This is a genomic window from Streptomyces sp. NPDC091271, assembly GCF_044757505.1.
GTDB lineage: Bacteria > Actinomycetota > Actinomycetes > Streptomycetales > Streptomycetaceae > Streptomyces.
This window is the reverse complement of the sequence record NZ_JBIVVD010000004.1, coordinates 867,387-888,663: the sequence shown is the minus strand read 5'-3', so window position 1 is coordinate 888,663 and position 21,277 is coordinate 867,387. Positions and strand designations below refer to the sequence as shown.

17 protein-coding genes and 1 pseudogene are annotated in these 21,277 nt (G+C 70.7%); 9 read left to right on the top strand and 9 right to left on the bottom strand.

Annotated elements, in window-relative coordinates; genetic code table 11:
* The first annotated feature begins 44 nt into the window (after positions 1–44).
* On the top strand, positions 45–1,541 hold the full coding sequence (locus ACIQM3_RS20545) for an FAD-dependent monooxygenase (RefSeq protein WP_401626199.1): 1,497 nt from the start codon (positions 45–47) through the stop codon (positions 1,539–1,541).
* A gap of 48 nt (positions 1,542–1,589) precedes the next feature.
* Here ACIQM3_RS20545 and ACIQM3_RS20540 read toward each other — a convergent pair whose 3' ends face one another.
* From ACIQM3_RS20540 to ACIQM3_RS20520, 5 genes are all read right to left on the bottom strand, one after another.
* Positions 1,590–2,141 (bottom strand): GNAT family N-acetyltransferase, encoded by a 552-nt coding sequence (locus ACIQM3_RS20540; RefSeq protein WP_401626196.1) that lies wholly within the window; start codon positions 2,139–2,141, stop codon positions 1,590–1,592.
* Between the two features lie 97 nt (positions 2,142–2,238).
* A complete protein-coding gene (tpg, locus tag ACIQM3_RS20535) occupies positions 2,239–2,793 on the bottom strand; it encodes a telomere-protecting terminal protein Tpg (RefSeq protein ID WP_401626193.1) in 555 nt (184 codons plus the stop codon).
* 129 nt (positions 2,794–2,922) lie between these two features.
* Entirely contained in the window at positions 2,923–5,025 is a 2,103-nt protein-coding gene (tap, locus tag ACIQM3_RS20530; RefSeq protein WP_401626190.1) for a telomere-associated protein Tap, read from the bottom strand.
* Positions 5,026–5,148: 123 nt separating this feature from the next.
* Positions 5,149–5,745 carry a dihydrofolate reductase family protein gene (locus ACIQM3_RS20525; RefSeq protein ID WP_401626187.1) on the bottom strand — a complete coding sequence of 199 codons (597 nt, stop codon included), beginning with the start codon at positions 5,743–5,745 and terminating at the stop codon, positions 5,149–5,151.
* A gap of 433 nt (positions 5,746–6,178) precedes the next feature.
* Positions 6,179–8,005: an alkyl/aryl-sulfatase gene (locus ACIQM3_RS20520; RefSeq protein ID WP_401626184.1), complete on the bottom strand. Its 1,827-nt coding sequence runs from the start codon at positions 8,003–8,005 to the stop codon at positions 6,179–6,181.
* A 338-nt stretch (positions 8,006–8,343) separates the two neighbouring features.
* Here ACIQM3_RS20520 and ACIQM3_RS20515 point away from each other — a divergent pair.
* Together ACIQM3_RS20515 and ACIQM3_RS20510 are read left to right on the top strand one after the other, a co-directional pair.
* A pseudogene (locus tag ACIQM3_RS20515) lies at positions 8,344–8,445 on the top strand (IS5/IS1182 family transposase); the annotation flags it as partial.
* A 269-nt stretch (positions 8,446–8,714) separates the two neighbouring features.
* The gene (locus ACIQM3_RS20510) at positions 8,715–10,976 is read left to right on the top strand and encodes an FUSC family protein (protein WP_401626182.1); all 2,262 of its coding nucleotides are present in this window, start codon (positions 8,715–8,717) and stop codon (positions 10,974–10,976) included.
* Between the two features lie 39 nt (positions 10,977–11,015).
* Here ACIQM3_RS20510 and ACIQM3_RS20505 read toward each other — a convergent pair whose 3' ends face one another.
* Positions 11,016–11,279, bottom strand: coding sequence for a hypothetical protein (locus tag ACIQM3_RS20505; RefSeq protein ID WP_401626179.1), 264 nt, complete (start codon positions 11,277–11,279; stop codon positions 11,016–11,018).
* A 68-nt stretch (positions 11,280–11,347) separates the two neighbouring features.
* Positions 11,348–11,989, bottom strand: a complete 642-nt coding sequence (locus ACIQM3_RS20500; RefSeq protein WP_401626176.1) for a secreted protein/lipoprotein — start codon at positions 11,987–11,989, stop codon at positions 11,348–11,350.
* A 274-nt stretch (positions 11,990–12,263) separates the two neighbouring features.
* On the opposite strand from ACIQM3_RS20500, the gene ACIQM3_RS20495 reads away from it, so the two are divergent.
* The gene (locus tag ACIQM3_RS20495) at positions 12,264–13,484 is read left to right on the top strand and encodes an alginate lyase family protein (protein ID WP_401626174.1); all 1,221 of its coding nucleotides are present in this window, start codon (positions 12,264–12,266) and stop codon (positions 13,482–13,484) included.
* 184 nt (positions 13,485–13,668) lie between these two features.
* Positions 13,669–14,265, top strand: coding sequence for an RNA 2',3'-cyclic phosphodiesterase (thpR, locus tag ACIQM3_RS20490; RefSeq protein WP_401626171.1), 597 nt, complete (start codon positions 13,669–13,671; stop codon positions 14,263–14,265).
* 111 nt (positions 14,266–14,376) lie between these two features.
* Here the strand turns inward: thpR and ACIQM3_RS20485 are convergent, their stop codons facing one another.
* Positions 14,377–15,231 carry a glycosyl hydrolase family 95 catalytic domain-containing protein gene (locus ACIQM3_RS20485; protein WP_401626169.1) on the bottom strand — a complete coding sequence of 285 codons (855 nt, stop codon included), beginning with the start codon at positions 15,229–15,231 and terminating at the stop codon, positions 14,377–14,379.
* 17 nt (positions 15,232–15,248) lie between these two features.
* Between ACIQM3_RS20485 and ACIQM3_RS20480 the strand changes: the two genes are divergently transcribed.
* The 4 genes from ACIQM3_RS20480 (at position 15,249) to ACIQM3_RS20465 (ending at position 20,415) form a co-directional block, all read left to right on the top strand.
* Positions 15,249–15,617, top strand: coding sequence for an SDR family NAD(P)-dependent oxidoreductase (locus ACIQM3_RS20480; protein ID WP_401626167.1), 369 nt, complete (start codon positions 15,249–15,251; stop codon positions 15,615–15,617).
* Entirely contained in the window at positions 15,614–16,687 is a 1,074-nt protein-coding gene (locus ACIQM3_RS20475) for an aldose 1-epimerase family protein (RefSeq protein WP_401626165.1), read from the top strand. The genes ACIQM3_RS20480 and ACIQM3_RS20475 overlap by 4 nt, the downstream gene beginning before the upstream one ends.
* A gap of 117 nt (positions 16,688–16,804) precedes the next feature.
* Positions 16,805–18,844: a DUF4139 domain-containing protein gene (locus ACIQM3_RS20470; protein ID WP_401626162.1), complete on the top strand. Its 2,040-nt coding sequence runs from the start codon at positions 16,805–16,807 to the stop codon at positions 18,842–18,844.
* Between the two features lie 8 nt (positions 18,845–18,852).
* The gene (locus ACIQM3_RS20465) at positions 18,853–20,415 is read left to right on the top strand and encodes a mucoidy inhibitor MuiA family protein (protein ID WP_401626161.1); all 1,563 of its coding nucleotides are present in this window, start codon (positions 18,853–18,855) and stop codon (positions 20,413–20,415) included.
* 63 nt (positions 20,416–20,478) lie between these two features.
* On the opposite strand, the gene ACIQM3_RS20460 is transcribed toward ACIQM3_RS20465, so the two are convergent.
* The gene (locus ACIQM3_RS20460) at positions 20,479–21,255 is read right to left on the bottom strand and encodes a DUF427 domain-containing protein (RefSeq protein WP_401626497.1); all 777 of its coding nucleotides are present in this window, start codon (positions 21,253–21,255) and stop codon (positions 20,479–20,481) included.
* Positions 21,256–21,277 lie beyond the last annotated feature (22 nt).

Genomic DNA, 21,277 nt, shown 5'->3' with positions numbered 1-21,277 from the left:
TCTCCGGTCTTTTCTGCTTTTTAGCCCTGAACAGGAGGATGCCCATGTTTGACGTAGTCATCGTCGGAGGCGGTCCGAACGGACTGATGCTCGCCTGCGAGCTGGCGTTGGCCGGAGTGCGCCCGGTCGTGCTCGAACGGCTCGCCGGGCCGAAGACCGAACCCCGGGCGAACGGTCTGGTCGGACAGGTGGTCCGCATGCTCGACCGCCGTGGTCTCTATGGACGCATCAGCGGCTCCGGCGAACCGCCTCGGCCGGCGCCCCGCTACATGTTCGGCGCGTTCACGCTGGAGCTCGCCGGCCTCGAGGACAATCCCGTGAGCCTGCTGCCCGCGCCCCAGGAACAGATCGAGAAGGTCCTCTCCGAACGCGCCGTCGAGCTCGGCGTGATTCTCCGCAGGGGGCAGGAGTTGGCCGATCTGCACCAGACCGGCGACCTCGTCCGGATCACCCTGGCAGGCGGTGAGACTCTCACCACCCGTTACCTGGTGGGAGCTGACGGCGGGCGCAGCCTGGTGCGGCGTCTGTCGGGGATCGGCTTTCCCGGTGTGACCGACGACGACTTCGTCAGCCGGTCCGCGCACGTGTCCGTGGCGGACGGGCACCTCGACGCGGACGGCGGCCTGATCGTCCCCGGCTACGGCACGCTGCCGCCCCTGCTGTACGTGCGCACGGAGCGAGGCACGATCGTGTGGGGGCTGCTGCCCGGCCGTGCGCCCGTACTCCACACCACGGAAAGCGGCTCGCCGGTCGAGCACCGTACGCCCATGTCCTTCGAGGAGATGCTGGCGAGCACGGAGCGAGTGCTGGGCGCGCCTGTCCCGGTAGGTCCGCCGGAGGGTGACGGGCCGCATCTGCTCCGCCGTCTCGTCGGCGGGAACACCCGGCTGGCCGAGCGCTACCGGGACGGCAGGGTACTGCTGCTGGGTGACGCGGCACACGTGCACTCGGCGATCGGTGGCCCGGGCCTCAACCTAGGACTTCAGGATGCGGTCAACCTCGGGTGGAAGCTGGCCGCCACGGTGCGGGGGTGGGCCCCCGAGGATCTGCTCGACACCTACGACGAGGAACGTCGTCCTGTCGCGGAACGCGTCGTGTCCTCGACGCTGGCACAGTCGGCGCTGATGCGTCCCGGGCCGGAAGTCACCGCTCTGCGGTCCGTCTTCGGTGAACTGCTCGCCTCGCCCGGGGGCACCGAACGCATCGCCCACCTGCTCGCCGGGACCACGGAGGGCTTCGCGCCCGATATCGAGCTGCTCACCGGCGGGGGAACCCGTCGGCTGGCGGAGTTGACGGCCTCCGGCCGCCCGTTGCTGCTGGACCTGGGCGGCGGCTTCGCCGACGCCGCCGAACCGTGGCGCGACCGGGTGGATGTCGTGAGCGGCAGGACGGACGGGACGAACGCGACCGGGCTGCTGCTGCGGCCCGACTGCCACATCGCGTGGACCGGTTACGAGTCGGACGACGTCAGCGGTCTGGGAGCCGCGCTGGGCCGGTGGTTCGGCGCACCGCTGCGTGATCCCCGTGAGCCGGAGTGCTGACACGGCGGGCCTGCGGCCGCTGCCGCCCGAGGCCGAACGGTCCGAACCTCAACCGGAAGGGGTGGCGGAGGACCGCACGCCGAACCACTGTTCGGCGCCGTACTCCTCGAAGCGCTCCACCTCGGTGAACCCCAGCTTGGCCGCGAGGCGCATCGAGCGGTCGTTGGCGGTCTGGGTGCAGAGCACCACCGGCTCGCCGGGGAGTATGCCGGCGAGCCACTCGAGTGCCGCTGCGCACGCCTCGACGGCGTACCCACGGCCCCACGCTTCCGGCAGGAAGGTGTAACCGAGCTCGGCTTCCCCGGCATCCGGGTGGACGTGCCCCGGGCGTTCGGCCTCGCGCCTGTCGAGCGCGACCATCCCGATCATCGCTCCGTCGAGTTCGACCACGAAAAGGCCGGGGCGCCGCCCGGGCACCTCGGGCACCGCGCGTTCGAGCTCTTCGCGCGGTCGTGGGCCACCGAGGTAGGTGCGCACCTCAGGCGAGGAGAACAGCTCGATGAACGCCGCACGGTCCCGGCCCTCGGACTCGCGGAGCACAAGCCGTGCGGTCCTTATCGGGGCGGGTGGCCAGGCGGCAACGGGTCCGAGTCCGGTCATGGCGGGCAACCTTATCGCACGCCTTGTGGGCGAGGTCCGGATCCGAGCCCGCAGCGGACGGAGGCAAGCCATGTGTCGCGCGCGCCGCATGTCCTGATCAGTAGTCGAGGTCGAGGTAGTCGATGTCGTTGATGGCGACGTCCGAGATACCCATGGCGCGGCTCCCACCGTCCTGGAAATAGGTCTCCTTGAATCCTTCGGCGATGATGTCGCGCATCTGCTGGTCGCCGGCTCCGGCGTCACGGGCGTCGAACAGGCGCTGGGCGAACTCGGCGGGGAGGCGGACCGTGAGGCGGCGGAAGCGGCCGTCGTCGGTCGTGCCGACCGGTGCCGTGTAGCCGAAGCGGGCCCTGGTCTCCACCGTGATCCCGGTGGTGGCGGCCTGCTTGCGCCGGCGCTTGCGGACCTGCGGCTGCCATCGGGACCGCACTGCCGCGTCGATCCTCGACGCGATGTCCGCCGGCGGATTCTTCCTGGCGCCGCGTCGATAGCGGTTCACGGAGTCCGCGGTGACACCGACCTCCGCCGCCACGGCCCTCGCGGTCCCCAACTGCCGAAGCAGGTAGTTGATACGCCCCTGAAGTGTCTTCGGCGGCTCACGGGTGAAGGATTCCTGGTCGGCACGCTCGATGGCGTCCTCGATCTCTCCCATGTCGTTCAGCTCCCTTCGGGGCGCACGGAGAACCCCGGGGCTCCCATGTGTGCGTCGTGGCGGTCCGGTGTCCGCTCCGGCTCCGTACGGGCTTCCGGCCGGGACGTGGTGCCGGCGGCGGCCACGGCCCTACTCGCCCTCGTCGAGGACGGCGTCGCCACCCTTGATGTGCCGTGCGGGGTTGTAGCCCTTCTCCATGAGATCGACCGCCCAGGCCATCTCCTGGACGCCTTCGAGCTTGGCCAGCCCCGGGCCGGGGCCGAGGCGGAACCCTCCCGGCTGCGGCTTCCCGGAAGCGCTGTAGGGCAGGAAGTCCAGTGGCGAGGCTCCCGGGCTCGGGTAGACGACGCAGTCGGACAGGACCGCGAGTGGGTACAGCCCCGTCATCCGGGCCATGTTGACCAGCTTGCGGTGCATGTTGACCCGGGCCTTGCTGATGACGGCGGCACGGATGTCGGGGCGCCAGGTCGGTCGCTCGAGGGCCGGCCACCTCTCGCCGTCGCGGTAGTGCTTGCCCTGGGGGCCCTCGCGGAGCTTGCCGACGCCGCCCTTGACGGTCGCCTTGACCGCGGTGAGAACGGCGGCCAGTGCGGGGTCGGTCTGCTTGTGGTGTTCCATCACCGTGAGGAATTCGGTGTCGGTGAGGTCCTTGGTGACGCCGAGATCGGCGAGGGTGTCGACGTAGGCCGTCCTGAGGCGGTCGTGCCACGGGTCGAGGTACGCACCGGTCTCGCGGCGCAGGTATGCCTCGAGCGGGGCGACGTTGTGGCCGAGCTCCTGGGCGTAGGCGACGGTGTGGGTCTGGTACCAGGCCGGGCCGGTGGGCCGTTCGCCGGTCGGTGTGAACGGTGAGGGCAGGCGCGGGTCGAGCTCGACGTGGGAGAGGTCGACGAACCACGAGCCGGGGATCTTCGGGTTGAACTGGGGGTGGCGGAAGTGATCGGGGGCGGACAGGCCGACCGTCAGCCGTGCGGCGGCCGCGAGGAACGCGGTGTTGAGGTCGAGGCCGACGGCGTGGGGCAGCAGGCACTCCTCATCGGTCAGCAGCGGGACGTCGCGTACCCACTGGAATGCCTCCTCGTTCAGGAAGCCGCCCTTCCAGCCCTGTGCGACGGGGTGTTCGGGCCTGGCTTCCGGCGGCGCGGGGTCCATCGGCTCCGTACCCAGCGAGCCGGGGTTGTGGCCGGGCACCCAGTTGCCGCTCTCCTTGTCCTGAACGGCCCTGGTGGGCGGTCGCAGGGCGGTCATCAGTTCCAGCCCGGATACGGCGGTGCTGCCGCGTGGGGTGATGACCCGCCGGGCGTAGATCCCCAGGACGCGGGCGACTTCGGCCGGTTCCATGTCCTGGACGCCCGGCCAGGAGCGCTCGTCGAGGGCGTCCCAGGAGAGGACGGCGAGCTGCACGCACTGACGCTGTCCGGTCCGGGCGGGGCGGTAGACGCGCGCCCAGGGGCCGAAGCCGCGCCGGGTCAGCTTCCACTTCGCCTCGGCGACCTGCTTGACCACGGGGTGGTCATCGGGCAGGCGCAGGGAGCGGCGCTGCGCGAAGCCCTCCAGTCGTTCGGGGAGTCCGAGCTTCACGGCCGCGGCGGCGGTGAGCACGAGCAGCGGGTCCGAGTCCTTGCCGTTGCGGTGCAGGCGCGGCGCGCCGAGGCCGGACTCGGCGAGGGTCCACTCCACCAGCTCCGGGACCGTGGTCGCCGGGCAGTCCAGGACGATGCCGTCGACGCCGTACGCGGAGCCGTCGCCGTCCAGGACCACGAGCGGGCCGTGCGGAAAACGCGGGTCCTGTGCGGGCTCGGCCGTCCGGGCCACCGGGTGGCGCGCTACCGCCCTGGGGCGGGCGGGGCGTTCGGACGACACGGTGTGAGGTCGGACGGCGGCCGTCGGCGCGGGAGCCGGAGGTGTGAGCGTGTGGGGGGCGGGCTGCGGCTGCGGCGCGGGGGGCGGGGTGGGAAAGGGCGCAGGGCCGCCGGTGCCGTGCGTGGGAAACTTCGCCGCCCACCCGTTCAGCAACCGCTGGTAGGCCTCCAGGCGGGGCGGCTTCGGCTCCGACCTGCCGTTCTCCCAGTTCTTCACCGTCTGGGTCGTCGACTTCAGGGCCTGCGCGAGCCGGGCCTGCGTGATACCGGCGGCCTCACGGAGCCGGGCGCGCTCCGACGGAGGCGGGAGCTGAGGCCCTTCCTCCAACAGTGCGTCGACCGACGCGAACAGCTCGTCCTCAGATGCCATGCCTGTCCACCTCCACCCCTGGACAGTAACAGCCCTCCCCACTGGATTTAGCCCGCGCCTTTAACCCGTTCGAAAGCTGCGCGGACGGGCAGGCGGACAGTTGGGCGGGCGTGGTCGTGCTTCCTAGGGCTTCTCGGGGCTCCGCGGACGAGCCTGCTGACGCGCTACGCGGTAGCGGAGGTAGACGACCTTCGACCCGAAGGTGCGGGTGTCCACGAGCTCCAGGTCCACCCGGTGCTCGCGCCGGGGGAAGAACGGAATGCCACCGCCGACGAGCACCGGGTAGACCATGGCCCGGTACTCGTCGACCAGGCCCGACGCGGCCGCCTCGGCGGCCAGCGTCGCGCCGCCGATCGCGATGTCGCCCTCCACCGGCTCGGCCCGCAACCGTTCGATTTCCTGCGCGAGGCCGCCGGAGACCAGGCGGGCATTGCCCTGCACCGCCGGCAGCGTGGTGGAGAACACCACCTTGGGCAGCTGCTTCCAGAGGGCGGCCCATTCGAGCATCGAGTCGTCGAGCGAGGGATCCTCGTCGGCGGTCTCCCAGTACAGCATCGTCTCGTACAGCCGCCGCCCCATCAGGTGGACGCCGATCTCCCGGGTGTCGTCGAGCCAGAAGCGAAAGACCTCCTCGTCGGGTTCCGTCCAGTCGAAGTCGCCGTCCGGCCCGACGATGTAGCCGTCGAGTGAGACGCCCATCGAATAGGTCACGCTGCGCATCAGCAGTCCTCCTCGGTAAGGGGTTCGACAGTACGGCCGCCGGATGCCGGAGGCCGTGTATCGAAAGTGCTTCTTGTTGTGGATGATCTCGGCTCATGGGCCGGGGCGATCTGACGGACGAGCAGTGGGCGATGCCTGAGCCCCGTTGCTGCCGATCGGTGCCAGGACGGGGCGGCCTCCCGTCTGGCCTCGGCGGCAGTTGATCGACTGCATACGGTTCAGGGTTCGGACCGGTGTTCCGTCGGTACCCCCGAGCACGGCCATGAGCAGGATGCCGACCACGGTGAAGTTCCTGTAATGGTCGGGGCGGCGGGCCAGCAGCGCCCCGTTCAGCGCGTTGGTGGTTGTCGCGACCAGGTTGATGAACGTGCCGCCGCCGGTGAATTCGAAGGAACCGAACCAACGGCATCCACGCCCAGGTGGCTTGCCGCGGTCAAGGCATGACGATGGCGAAGTCGGGGTCGGGAGTGTCGAGCAGGTTGGTGAGCGTGGCGAAGACCTGGGGGTCTCCCTGGACGCGGGCACCGGCCAGTCCCCTGCCGGCCAGTACGCCGAGGAGTTGCGACTTGGTCAGGGTCAGGGTCAGGTCGGCCGGGTCCGGCACGTCAACCCCGGCGGCGTTGTCGGTGCTGCGGTAGGTGAGGGCTCCGTTGGACAGCAGTAGATGCCAGGTGCGGCCCTCGTCGGTGACGTTCCAGTCCATTGTGAGCTTCTCGTCCCAGGCGCGCGGGCCGTCGATGCGGATGGCGAGTGAGTCGATGAGCATGTCGACGGTCAGGGCCATCGCCATCTCGGGGTTGGTCGTCTCCAGCGAGGTGTGCGCAATGGTGCCGCGCAGCTCCTGGGCGCCCATCAGGTAGAAGTTGCGCCACGTGGCGTTCTCCGCGCCGAAGCCGAGCTCCTCGTACACCGACGCCAGCGCCTGCTTGGCGTTCGAGTCGTCGGGGGCCGCGAAGACCGCGTGCCCCAGCAGCGTCGCGGCGAAGCGAAGATCCCCCGAGGCCGCGTACTCCTCACCCTTGGCGACCAGGGCTGACACGCCGCCGTAGTCGGCGGCGAACCGCTTGGCCTGCTCGACGGGCGGGTGCTCCCACAGGTGGGCCGGATTGCCGTCGAACCAGCCCATGTAGCGCTGGTAGATGGCTTTGGCGTTGTGGCTGACGGATCCGTAGTATCCGCGGTTCGCCCACCGGTTCGCGATGGCCGGCGGAAGTTCGATCCGCTCGGCGATCTCGGCTCCGGTCAGTCCCTGGTTGGTCATGCGCAAGGTCTGGTCATGGAGGTACGCCCACATGTCGCGCTGGCCCGCCAGATGGTCGACGATGCGGTCGCGGCCCCAGGTGGGCCAGTGGTGGGAGGCGAACGCGACCTCGGCCCGATCGCCGAACAGCGTGATCGCCTCGCCCAGGTAGTGCGCCCAGATACGGGTGTCGCGGACCACCGCCCCACGCAGGGTCAGGATGTTGTGCATGTTGTGCGTCGCGTTCTCCGCCATGCACAGCGCGCGCCGGTCGGGAAAGTAGAAGTTCATCTCCGAGGGCGCCTCGGTGTCCGGCGTCATCTGGAACACGATCCGCACCCCGTCGACCGTCTCCTCCTGACCGGTGTGCGTGATGTCCAGCGTCGGCGGAACCAGGGTGATCGTGCCCGTGGACGTCGTCATGCCCAGCCCGGCGCCGATCTGCCCGGCGGGCCCCTTCTCCAGCTCGGCGCCGTACATGTAGACCGCACGGCGCGTCATCGCACCGCCCGCGTACACGTTCTCCGCCACCGCGTGCTCCAGGAACCCGGCCGGGGCGATCACCGGCACCGGGGAGTGACCGTGCGGCAGAACCCCGCGGGAGCCGCCGAAGTGGTCGCCGTGGGAGTGGGTGTAGATCAGCCCGGTGACAGGCCGGTCGCCGCGGTGCTCGCGGTACAGCGCGAGGGCGGTGGCCGCGGTCTCGGCAGAGATCAGTGGGTCGATGACGACGACACCGGTGTCGCCCTCGACCAGCGTCATGTTCGACAAATCGAGGTTGCGGACCTGATAGATCCCGTCCGTCACCTCGAACAGCCCCTGCTTGGCGCACAGCCGGCTCTGCCGCCACAGGCTCGGGTGCGCACTGGCCGGGCAGTCCTCGTTGAGGAACGCGTACGCCTCCCCGTCCCAGATCACCCGGCCGTCGTCCGCCCGGACCACCGCCGGTGAGAGGGCGGCGAGGAAGCCCCGGTCGGCGTCCTCGAAGTCGGACCTGTCGGCATAGTCGAGATCACTCATAAGCAATAGATAGCCCAATTGACCCCAATAAGCGCATAACGGCACCGTGACTTCCGGTCTGTGCCCCTGTCCTCATTGGTCGACGGCGATGGACATATGGCGCAGGTGATGCACGAAATTACCGTGGTATCGAAAGCCTGCTCACCCAGCCTCGAATCGACTTTCGATACACGACCTGAAGGTTGTTGCAGCACGCCTGAGGTAGGGCATTCCTCTTGTATGGGTGGGGTGTTGCGGGCTGAGCCGTTGTGGGTGGAGACGTTCACCGGTCCTCAGCCCGCCCGGTCCCCGGGAACAAGGCTGACGCCGACGCCTGGCGAGAATCGGACCTGCCCGCCATGGAGAACTGGAAAATCCTCCGCGACTGCCGCCAGAAAGGAGACGGCTACCACGCCGTCCAAGCCGTCTCCACTATGCACAACCTCGCCACGGCAGGCTGAACCAGCAGGTCAAACACCACTTTGGCCTGCCCGCACCCGCCCTTCTGCAACAACCTATAGGGGGCTCGCGGCTCGCGAGAATCCCTGGGCCGGGTCATCTGACGAGATCACCGGCGTTTTGTGCCGGCGGCCCATGGGCCCGGCCTCGGCGAGGCTGTAGGCAGTGTGCACCGCGTCTCAGGACCCGGGCGGCCGTTGGTCCTCGGGTTCCCTGCCGTGCGATGCTGAAGAGCACGTGGGACCACGGCGGGTAGCGGAGAAAGTGCAGGGTGAGGGCAGTGCGGCGGGGCGGGGCCAGGTTGTGGGATCGGTTCGCGGCGTCCGATCCGGGGCTGCTGAGGCTCACGGCGGGGCTGCGGACCGTCTCGGCGATCGCCCTCGCCCTGGTGGTTCTGGCCCTGCTGGGCACCGGCGTCAACCACATGGTCGCCGGTGCGATGACGGCGATGACAGCCACCTTCGCCATCAAGGACAAGCTGGTGCGCGACCAGGCGGTCACGCTCGCCCTCGGTCTGCCGGTCTCACTCGTCGCGATGTCGCTGGGCGCGCTGTTGACTTCGCAGGTCGTCGCGGGCGACCTGTTCTTCATCGCCCTCATCTTCGGTGCCGTCTACTGCCGCCGGTTCGGCGAGCGTGGTACGGCACTTGGCCTCATCGGCTTCCAGGTCTACTTCCTCTCGCTGTTCGTCGGTGCCTCGACGGCCGCCCTGCCGGAGCTCTACCTGGCTCTGGCCGTCGGATTCGGCTGCAGCGCGGTGGTGCGGTTCGGCGTCGTTCCGGAAACGCCCCAACGCGTCCTGACACGGCTGCGCGACGCCTTCCGGACGCGGCTGGCCCAGCTCGTCTCCGTGCAGATCGAGCTCCTCGACGCCGGCCCCGAGCAGTTGGAGAAGGTGCTCGACGACATGCGACGGCGCACCGCGCGGCTGCATGAAACCGCTCTGATGATCCAGGGGCGCCTGGAGGAGGGCACTTCGGACGCGGACAAGGCCGCGCTGCTGCAACGCCGGGTCGCGGACGCCGAGATCGCCACGGAAAGGCTGGGGATGCTGCTGTTGAACGCCCGCAGCGTCGAGCGTGCCGACACCCTCACCCTGCATCTGCCGCACGCGCCCGTACCGCTCACCGGGGACTGGAGGCCGGCCGAGGACGACGCGACCATCGCCCTGCGCCGGGACCTCAAGGCGCTGCACCTCCTGGTGAGCCGCCCGGCGGCGCGCGACGGCGGCACGGCGGTGGCCCACATACGTAACAGGCTGCTCGGCTACCGCGACGAGGAGAGGCTTCCGTCCGCGCCGTCGGGCATCCAAGACGCCTTCCGGGGCATCGGCGAGGCCGCCCGGTCCGTCCTGGGGCTGCGACTCGCGCTGGACGGGCCCCAGGACGAGTCGGACGACTCTCCGGCCACGACCCGTTCGCGTGAGGAGTTCGACGCGGAGGACATCGCGCTGGCCTCCTCCGAGACGCCCGGGGACGAGGACCGTGCCGGGTTGCAGCGTCCCACCACGAGGGCGGCCTTCCAGGTGTCGGTGGGCTCGGTGCTGGCCATGATCGGCGGTGAGTTCCTCTCCTCGCAGCGTTGGTACTGGGCCGTTCTCACGTGCTGGGTGGTCTTTCTCAACACCGCTTCCACCGGTGAGATCCTGGTCAAGGGATACCGGCGGCTCCTGGGCACCATGCTGGGCGCGGTCGCGGGTGTCGCGCTGGCGGGACTGGTCGGTGACCACACGTGGGTCTCGTTCGCGCTGGTCCTCGTCTTCATCTTCGCGATGTTCTTCACGGCCCCGCTGTCGTACGCGGTCATGTCCTTCTTCGTCACGGCCATGCTGGGCCTGCTGTACACCTTGCTGAACTCGTACAGTTTCGACGTGTTGGTGCTGCGCATCGAGGAGACCGCGATCGGCGCGGCGTGCGGCGTCATCGCCGCCGTCCTGGTGCTGCCGGTGCGCACGGACCGCCGTACCGACGAACTGCTGGGAACCGTCCTGGAACGGCTGGGTGACGTCGCGTCCGCAGCTGTGGAGCAGCTCAGCGGTGGGCCTGCGTCCGACCTGCTCGGCAAGGCGCGCAGCCTGGACACGGCGCTGGACGAACTGCGCGACTCCACCAACCCGTTGACCTACCCGATCACTCCGCTGCGTGGGCGGCGTCAGACCGTGCGCTATCTGGTGGCGCTCCTGGAGACGTGTGCGTACCACGCCCGTTCGCTGGCGGCGACCGCGGAGCTCGTGCCGCACAGCAAGACCGTCGCGGCCGATCCGCGGCTCCACCGGGCGGGGCAGCGGATCGCCCACAACATCGAGGTGCTCGGCGCCTACGTCGAGGACGAGGGTGCCAAGGGGGAGGTGGAGTCCGGTGCCAGCATCGCCTCGACGCTGCGGGACGACGGGTCCGGCACCCAGCCGTCGGGGTCGGTGACCTTCCGTGTGCTGCGGCACCTGCAGCGTCTCGACGAGGGCGTGGTGGGGCTCGCCCGCCCCCTGGACGTGCCGGTGGCCGACCGCTCCGAGTCGAAGGCCGTACGCGGCTGAGGTCTCCCCTGGGCTCTGTCCGCTCCCACCCCACCCGGGTCAGCCGGTCCGGCCGTCGGGCCCCGCCACGAACCGGCTCAGCCGATAGGTGGTCGGCTGCAGCAGGCGTCCGCACAGCGTGTCGATCCGGATCAGCGACTCGTCGATCCGTGCCGCCCGGAGACTGCGCAGGCGATCACGGAACTCTGCCTCGTCCCAGGTCTCGAGGAGCACTTCCCAGCGCCCCGTGTCCGGGGCGGTGCGAGCCGTCAGCCGCTGCCTCGCCGCCTCCTGCCGATGCTTCCTCTTCCTCTGGCCTGGCACCGGCCCAGAATCACCGGCGGCTCGCGGAATGGCAAGGCCGTCGCGCCACAGGGCACGCGGCTCGATGATCAACTGCCGGACAGGCCCTGACACGGTCGGGTCCTGTGCGCGGTGTACTCGGTGACCGTCCACCGCTCCCCGTTCGCCCGCTCCAGCTTCGCCGTGACCGCGTACCTGACCGGCTGACCGGGCGGCGACGGAATCCGCCAGCCGGTCGTCGTGTCGAGGGTCTGCCAATTCGACCCGTCCACGCAGTCCTTCACCGTCGCCGTGGGTGGCTGCACGCCGGCGAGCACGCCGGCCTCCGGCTCGTGTCCGAGGTCGCCACGCATCACCGTGCGCTCCTTGTTCATGCGGGACAGATCCGCCTGGAACGCGGCCCACACGTCGGGCGCCGTGTACCGCTTCAGGTCCGTCCCGTCCGCCGAGGCAACCCGGTACGCCTTGATCTGCTCCGCCCACATCAGGCCGTACGCCTTCAGCACCTCGGCCTCGGCCGCCCCGGCCGAACCGCCGGCCGGGAGAGAGTGGGCGGCGTTGGGCACCGGTGCGGCGGGCATGGCCGCCGTGCGCGTGTCCGCGGGCGGTTTCGCGTCGCTTCCGCCGTGCCCATGGCCGCTTCCGCAGCCGGTCAGGACGAGAACGAACGTCGCGGCACCGCACCGGAGCGCGACACCCGCCCGGGAGCACTTCTGCCGAGCCGTCACCATCAGTACTCCCGGTTAGCCGTGCGGTATCGATCAGCGGCTCAACGACGCACGGCCACCTCGGGTCACCACCCCCGGGCCTCGCGTCGCCGAACAGCGCTCTCGGATCGGTGGGCGTGACGCACTGCCCGGTCAAGTTCTCCTCCATGAAAGGTGGTTGAGCAGTTGTCTCGCGGCAGGGCCTTGACGGGCTTCTGGTCTGTACCTATGGTCTCCGGTCAGCGCGAGTGTTCAACATCCAGTGCATCGTTCACATAGACGAACGGATGGCCCCCGCATGCCTGCCATTTCCGCGTTCCACCGCTCCGTCCGGCGTCCGGCGCTCATGCTCACCGCGGCCGTCGCGACCGCCGCTCTGACCGCCGGCTTCCTCTCCCTGCCCGGCGCCCACCCTGCCGAGGCCGCGCCCGCCGCCTTCACGCACCCCGGAGTCACCGTCTCCGAAGGCCAGCTGGAATTCGCCCGCGACAAGGTCGGCGCCGGGGCCCAGCCCTGGAAGGGCGCGTTCGACCAGATGATGGCGAGCAAGTACGCCGACCCGAGCCGCACCGCCAAGCCCCGGGCGACCGTCGAGTGCGGTTCCTACTCGAACCCCAACTACGGCTGTACGGACGAGCGTGAGGACGCGATAGCCGCCTACACCAACGCCCTCGCCTGGTACATCACGCGCGACGAGCGGTACGCGAAGAAGTCGATCGAGCTGATGGACGCCTGGTCGGCGGTGATCAGGAGTCACACCAACAGCAACGCCCCGCTGCAGACCGGCTGGGCCGGCTCCTCCTGGCCGAAGGCGGCCGAGATCATCAAGTACACCTACACCGGGACCTGGTCGAACTCCGGGCGCTTCGCGACCATGCTGCGCGACGTCTACCTGCCCCAGGTCATCAACGGCTCCCACTCCAACGGAAACTGGGAGCTGTCGATGATGGAGGCCGCGGTCGGCATATCGGTGTTCCTCGACGACAGGACGTCCTACGACAAGGCCATGGCCAGATTCCGGACGCGTACGGCCGCGTACGTCTACCTCGCCTCCGACGGCGCTGTGCCCAGGACCGTGCCCGGCCAGAATCTCGACACCACCGCGAAGATCGTCAAGTACTGGCAGGGTCAGTCCACCTTCGTCACCGGGCTCACCCAGGAGACGTGCCGCGACTTCACGCACACGGGGTACGGCATCTCCGCCATCGCCCACATCGCCGAGACCAGCCGGATCCAGGGGCAGGACCTCTACGGCACGGACGTCGGAGAGCGGCTGCGGCAGGCGCTCGGCTTCCAGTCCAAGTACGAGCTGGGCGAGCCTGCGCCGGCCTGGCTGTGCGGCGGGTCGCTGCATCCGGGCCTCGGCCCCGTCACCGAGGTCGGCTACAACGCGCTGCACAACCGCCTCGGCACCGCCATGACCAACACACAGCGGCTGACCGAGCGGAACCGCCCGGCCGGCAGCAACAACCTCTTCGTGGCCTGGGAGACACTCACCCACGGCGACAACCCGAACTGATCCGGCCGGATCAGCGGGCTCACCCGCCTTGCCGGGCGGGCGGAGGGGAGGCCCCGCGACCGTGTGCCGCAGGGGCGTCTCCTCCGGCACGGCCGTCGGGGCGGGCCTCCGTGGGCGGGTGTGAACGGGTCCACCGCAGACCCGGTACGGAGCCCGGCCGACCGGATGCTGTACGAAGACCTGTGTGAACGAACAGACCCAGCCCGCGACCGTACGCGTGTTCATCGCCCTCGCCCCGCCCGACCACGCGAAGGAGGAGCTGGCCCGGGAGCTGCGGCCCGCGTATGAGACGCACCCTCACATGCGATGGAACCGCATCGAGGACTGGCACATCACCCTGGCTTTCCTCGGGGAGCTTCCGGTCGGGAACGTTGCGCTCCTGCGCCGGCCGCTCGCCCTCCTCGCGGCGGACCGCCGGCCGCCCCGGCTGGCCCTGCGCGGCAGCGGCACCTTCGACGACCGGGTGCTGTGGAGCGGAATCGACGGAGGGCTCGACGAGCTGCAGATGCTCGCCGCCGATGTGCGTACGGCGGTGAAGGGCTCCGGTGTCGCTTTCGAGGACCGGCCTCTGCGCCCCCATCTGACATTGGCCCGTGCCCGCCGAGGAGACCGGACCTCGGCGGCAGAGATCGCTGAAGGGTTCGCAGGCTTCACCGGCAGCCCGTGGCAGGCCGAGCGTCTGCATCTGGTCGGCAGCAACGCCGGCCGTAGCCGTGGGCCGATCCACTACCGGGACATCGAGGCCTGGGCCCTCGGCGGCGGAGAACGATCTGGATCCTGAGCGGAGCGACCCGCGCCGGCGAGCCGGGCGGGACCGCCGGCGCAGCGAGCAGGACTTCGACGCCGCGGGCGCGCAGGGCGTCCACCTGGCCCGGGTCCGCCGAGTCGTCGGTCACCAGGGTCCAGCCTGGCTGCCAGGGGGCCCAGGCGCGGAAGGGGACCACGCCCAGCTTCGCCGCGTCCGCGAGAACGTAGACCCGGCGCGAACGGCGGGCCATGAGTTCCTTGAGCCTGATCTGCTCCGCGCCGGCGTGAGCAGGTCCGCCAGGTGCTGGTAGGCGCGCACCGGCTCCAGGAGCCTGGCCCACATGTTGATCTTCCAGGCGAGGGACCAGCCCTGCCCCGCCGTACCCCGCAGCTCCAGGCTCTTCACCGCGGCGGCGGCGAGTTCCGGGGTCGTGCGAGGATTGATCTGCGCGCTGGGGAACACCCCGTACAGGTGGGACACATGGCGGCTCCGCACCAGCGCCGCCTCCTCCCAGTCCTCCAGCCACTCCTGGATCTGGCCGAGGTAGCCGATTTTCGTGGGCGCGAGCCGGTCGCGTACCTCGCTGACCCGTTCGACGAGTCCGCGGTCCCGGCCCAGCACCTTGGCGGCCTGCCGGTAGGCGTCGAACAGATCCCGGAGGAGTTGCATGTCCATGGTGGGGCCGGCGCAGATGCTGACGCTCTCGCCCTCGTCCTGGTGGTGGGTGACCTCGGGCGACTGCGAGGGGTTGGTGACGAGCCGGCCCGTCTTCGCGTCCACGACCAGCGTGTCGAGGAAGAACTCCACGGCGCCCTTGATCACCGGGTAGTTGCGGCTGAGCGCACCGGTCTCACCGGTGAAGCGGTAGTGGTCCCAGAGCATCACGCACAGCCAGGCTCCGCCGGTCGGCCACATGCCGTACTGGGCGGCGTCCACCGGCGCCGTCCCGCGCCAGCCGTCGGTGTTGTGGTGCAGCACCCAGCCCGGGGGTCGCCGCACAGGCCGCCGCGCGCCGCATGACCGCCACCGGTGGCGGGGCGATCGTCAACGTCGCGTCGATCACCATGCACGGAGGCTGGGACTCGCTCGCCGCGTACGTCTCGACCAAGGGTGCCGCCGTCGCGCTCACGCGGGCTCTGGCCCGGGAGCTGGGACCGGCGGAGATCCGCGTCAACTGCGTCTCCCCCGGGGCCTTTCCCACCGCGGCCGAGGAGATCCATGAGGACCCTGAGGCCTACAGGCGCCAGGTGCTGGAGCGTCAGTCGCTGAAGCGGCGCGGCCGCCCCGGCGAACTGGCCTCGGTGGTCTCCTTCCTCGCGGGCCCCGATGCCTCCTTCGTCACCGGCCAGTGCATCGAGGTCAACGGAGGGTGGGTGATGTCGTGAAGCTGAACGGACGCGACTACGACCGTCAGGCCCTCGCGCGGCTCTCCGGCGACCTGAGCGCGGCGGGCGGCGTGCGGTCCGTCGTCCTGGACGACGGTTCCGAACGCGGGATCCGCACACTGGAGTTCCGCACCGGTGCGGGTCTCTCCTTCGACGTTCTCGTGGACCGGGCCATGGACCTGGGCGGGGCGGAGTTCGAGGGCCGCGGCTTCGGCTGGCGCTCGGCGACCGGGTTCCGCCATCCCGGTCTGCACGAATACCGGGACGACGACGGCCTCTCGATGATGCGCAGCTTCTCGGGACTGCTGCTCACCGCGGGCCTCGACCACACACTCTTCGGCGCCGAGGTGGACGCCTCCCAGTACCGGTATCCCCCTCGCCGCACGGTGTCGCACGGCCTGCACGGGCGCGTCGCCAACCTGCCAGCCCGGCTGACCGGTTACGGCGAACAGTGGCAGGACGACGGCCGCTGCGTGCTGTGGGCCGAGGGCGAGGTGCGCCAGGCCGCGATCTTCGGTGAGCACCTGCGGCTCACCCGCCGTATCGAGGCGGATCTCGGCGGCACGGAGATCCGGCTGACCGACCGGGTGCGCAACGCGGGCTTCGACGCCACACCGCACATGTACCTGTACCTGTACCACATAAACATCGGCTGGCCCTTCCTGGACGAGGGCGCGCGTTACGAGATGCCCGTGCGCCGCACACTGTGGCAGAGCGACAGCGTCGCCGAGCAAGGTGTCTCGAACACCTCGATGCCCGGCCCGCGGACGGGCTTCGTCGAGCAGGTCTACGAACACGAGCTGGAGCCGGACGCCGACGGCCGCGTCCGCCCCCGCCTGGTGAACGAACGTCTCGGCGTGTACTTCGAGTTGGAGTACGACGCGGCACAGTTCCCTGCATTCTTCCAGTGGCTGCATCTGCGCGAGGGTGCGTACGCGGTGGGCTTCGAGCCGTCCACCCACCATGTGGAGGGCGAGACCGCGGCACGCGAGAACGGTTCCATGACGTTCCTGGCTCCCGGCGAGGAACGCACCTATACCACCACGTTCAGGGTGGGGCGGCTCGGCTGAGCCCTCCGCCGGCTGCCCGCCCCGGGCGAAGTGGCCTGGGGCGAAGGGCCGTCCGACGCGGAAGCGCGCGGCAGCCCCGGCGTACACTCGGGTCGGCATCGACGGGGAGCGGAACACATGACGGCCGAGGCAGTGCAGAGGTGGGGGTCGGTCCTCGACTCCGTGGTGGTGTACGAGCAGGGCGCGGTCTGCCGCCGTCTGGCCCGGGGCGTCGTGCCGCCGGGCGGCAGGGTGCGGGTGACGGGACTGCCCCGCTCGCTCGATCCGGGTTCACTGCGCGCCCGCGTTCAAGGGGTGGGCGGGGCGCGGGTCAGCGAGGCCCGGGTGGAGGTCGAGGCTGAGCCGCTCGGCACGCCCGGGTCCGAAGACCTGCGGAGCAGCGTCGAGCGGCTTCGCGAGGAGTACACGGCAGCGCAGGGCCGCCGGGACCACCAGCTGAGCCTCATCGAGGAGGTCGGGGCTCTGCGTCCGGTCCCACCGGCCCGCAGACGTGAGGACGGTCATCGTCGCACCCCGGTCGACGCGTGGCTGGAGCTCGCCGGCTTCGTGGAGGAACGGCTGACAGGCCTGCACGCCCGCCTCGTCGAGTTGGAGGAGGCGCTGCGGCAGGCCGGGCACGAGCTCGGGATCGCCGTGGACAGGCTTGCCCGCGCCTCCACCGACGCGCCGTCGGCGCACGTGGACACCACGGTCTCCGCCGTGCTGCTCGTCGACGTCTCCGGTGCCGATGACCCCGGCGTGGAAGTAGAGCTCGAGCTCGAGTACGGGGTGCCGGGCGCCCTCTGGGCCCCGGCCTACCGGCTCACCTATCGTCAGGGCGAGCGCACCGGCCGCCTGGTGCTGCGTGCCTCGGTGGCCCAGCGCACCGGCGAGGACTGGACCGGCGTGTCCGTCGGCCTGGCGACGGCCGATCTGCGGCGCGGGACCGAGCTCCCGAGGCTCCGCTCGATCCGGGTCGGACGTGGGCAGCCAGCCTCCGCGCCTTCCGGATGGCGCGAGCCCCCGGCGGGTCTCACCGATCTGTTCGCCGGGTACGACGCCGCACTCCCCCGCCCGGCCTCGGCCGCCCCGCCCGTGGTCGTCCCGTCCGGACCCCTTCCACCGCCGCCTGCGCCCCAGGGGTACGGCGGGCCTCCCCCCGCGTTCTCGGCGCCGCCCCAGGTGGGCGGCGCCTCCCCCGAGCTCTTCGCCGGAGCTCCGCCCGCCCCGGCGCAGCGCCTCCGCCCGCGTACGGGCGGAGGTCGGAGCTCCGGTACGCCAGCCGCAAAGGCACCCGCGGCCCCTGGCGGAGCTCCGCCGCCTCCGCCCCCGGCGGCCGGTCCTCCTCGGCCCAGCGGCGCCGAGCTCGACTACGCCGCGCTCGTCCTGTACGGGCCCGACGCCCAGGAAGGCCGCAGGGGGAAGCTGTTCCCCGGTTCTCCCTTCGACCCGGTGGCGGCCGAGTACCGCCGACGGGCCGAGTCCGTGGCCACCCTGCCGCTGCCCGGTCACGCGGTGCGGCCCCGGGAGTCGGCGGGTTCCTTCGACCACCGCTTCGACACCGCCGCCCGAGCCGACATTCCGTCGGACGGCAGCTGGCACACCGTCACCGTCGGCGAGATCGCCGTAGGCATGCACACCGAGTACCTCTGTGTACCGTCCGTGGAACAGACCGTGTACGCGACCCTGGTGCTCTCCAACGCCTCGGACCAGGCCCTCCTCGCCGGCCCGGTGGAAGTCACGGTCGACGACGACTTCCTGCTGACCGCCGCCCTGCCCACGCTCGCCCCCGGCGGCGTACGCAGGGTCGGGCTCGGGCCCGCCGAGGGTATCCAGGTCACCCGCCGTACGAACCTCCACGAGTCCACCTCGGGTCTGCGGAACAGCACCACCGTGCTCGACCACCGCGTCCACGTGGAGCTGGCCAACCGCCTCCCGGGGCCCGTCACCCTGGAGGTCCGCGAGCGGGTGCCCGTCAGCTCCGAGCCGGACGTCCGGATCGAGGAGCGGGCCGACTGGACGGCGCTCCAGGAAGGGCCGGGGCCCGATCGCCATGCCCCGGGCACCCGCGTCTGGCGGGTGGAACTGCCTGCCGGAGGCACCGCCGTGCTCGACGGCGGCTACGAGATCCGCATGCCGGCCGGCAAGGCCCTCGTCGGCGGCAACCGCAGGAGCTGACACACGCCATGACGACGAGTCCGAAGCCCATCGCCCTTCCCGTGACCGCTGTGACCTGCCTGGAGGATCGCGCCCACGTCGAGCGTGCCGTCGTGCTCGACCTGGAAACAGGGGTCCAGCGGCTGCGTCTCGGCCCGGTCAGTGCACTGGCCGTCGACCGGACGCTCCATGCCGAACTGTCCGCCGATCACCCGGCGACCGTTCTCGACGTCCGGATCACGCGCACTTGGATGCCGCGCGGGCCCCTGCCGCAGGGCGACGACGACTCCGCCCTGCGCCGACGGCTGCACGCACTCGAAGACGAACGACTCACCCTGGAACAGCGGCGCGACCGGCTGCACACGCGCCGGGAGCTGCTCGGCCGTCTCGCCGCAGATCTGCTGCGGGAGATCGGCGAGGGTGCCGGCTCAGGGGAGACGGACAGACCCCGCTGGGCGGCTGAACTGGACCGGGTCGACGGCGAACGCGCCTCGTGCGGCGAGGAGCTGCGCACCGTGGAGACACGGCTGGCCGCTCTCGCCGACGAGCTCGGGCAGACCGAGCGAGCCATGCACGTGGCCGAGGAGGAGCCCGCCGAACTCGTCGGCCACATCGAACTGACCCTGGAGGCCGCAGCCGCCGGACCGGTCGGGCTGCGGCTGAGCCACCTCACCTCGTGTGCGCTGTGGCGGCCCGCCTACCGGGCGGTGCTCGACGGCGACTCCCTGACGCTGGAGACGGACGCGATGGTCTGGCAGCGCACCGGAGAGGACTGGTCCGACGTACGGCTGACGCTGTCGACGGCCCGCTCCGCGCTCGCCACCGAACCACCGCGCCTCGACGAGGACCGGCTGACGCTCACGGACCGCTCCGCCGCGGAGCGCCGCACGGTCGGTGTCGAGCTGCGTGAGGAGGAGATCGGGACCCTCGGCCCGGCCCCGGTCGTCGGACTGCCGGGAGTGGACGACGGCGGCGAGGCACGGGTGCTGCGGTCCCCCGCTCAGGTCTCCGTGCCGGGTGACGGCCGCGCGCACCGTGTGCCGCTGTCCGCCTTCACCACGCAGGCGCGCAGTGAGTACGCCTGCTCACCCGAGCTGTCTCCCCTGGTCACCCGGGTCGTACGCTTCGACAACCTGGCCGGCCACGCGCTGCTCGCCGGTCCCGTGGATCTGGTCCGCGGCAGTGGGTTCGCCGGGCGCGGCACGCTGGACTTCGCCGCCCCCGGCGCCCCGGTCGAGCTCGCCTTCGGCAGCTGCGACGACCATCGCGTGGTCCGGCATGCCGAGGAGTCACGGGACACCGCCGGAATCACACAGCGGACCGTGATCACCCGCACGGTCCGACTGCACGTGTCCAGGTTCTGCGGGCCCGGCGAGCGTGACGACCGGGTGGTCACCCTTCGGGAGCGGATCCCGGTCTCCGAGGTCTCGGCCGTGGAGATACGTCTGCGGAAGGAGCTCTGCGCCCCCGAGCCCGGCACGGTTGACGCCGAAGGCATCGTCAGCTGGGACGTCACGGTCCCGCCCGACGGCCACCGCACGGTCACCCTGGTCTACGAGTTGTCGGCGAGCGCCAAGGTCACCGGGCTCTGAGAGCTCTCGCCCTGCTCCGGGGCAGCGCGCCACCCGAGGGCGCTGGGCCAGGCACTCGACGCTCTACTCGGCCGGGGCTGAGGGCCGCGACAGCGGAGTTCCGTCGACGGACAGATCGACACGCTCGTTGTAGAACGCGATGAGTCCCGCGATGCGATTGGCGTGGATCGTCGGGAAGTCGTACGCCCAGGCGATGTCCGGGTGGGCGGCGACTTCACCGGCGAACGACCAGTAGCCGCTCGTCGTGCCCTTGTACGGGCAGCGGGTCACCTTGTCGGAGTGACGCAACCGGGTCCAGTCGACGTGCGTGCGGTCGAGGTAGTAGCGGGTCGGCAGGCCGGTCTCGAACAGCTTGACGCAGTGGGGGGCTTCCGCCAGCACTACGCCGTCCAGCTCCACGCGGACGCTGCTGGACGAACTCAGCGCGTCCACCCGGGAGTAAGGGCTCCTCGGGTGGACGAAGACCGGCTCGTCCTCCTCGAACCAGGAGTCCAGCGCCTCCCACTCGAAGCGGACGGTGCCCTGGAGACGTGCCGGGGCTCCGTGGTCCCACACCCATGCCGCACCCTCGCGAACCTCGGATCCGACCCGCAGCGTGTGACGTCGGGCGGGCCCGACACCCAACTGTTCCACGTGGTCGTCGTCGGCGAGCACAGCGTCGACCAAGTCGGCTGCCGGGATGCTGAATTGGGGGTAGGCGGACCGTTCCCACACATACAGTGCACGCCGGGTGTCGAAGGCGACGCGACCACCGATCGTCCCCCGGATACGCCGCGGCACGGGCTCGACATGCCCGACCGGGACGATCGAACTCGGGTACTGAACACTCTCGGCCGCCATGGTCACCTCGGTCCACTCGTTC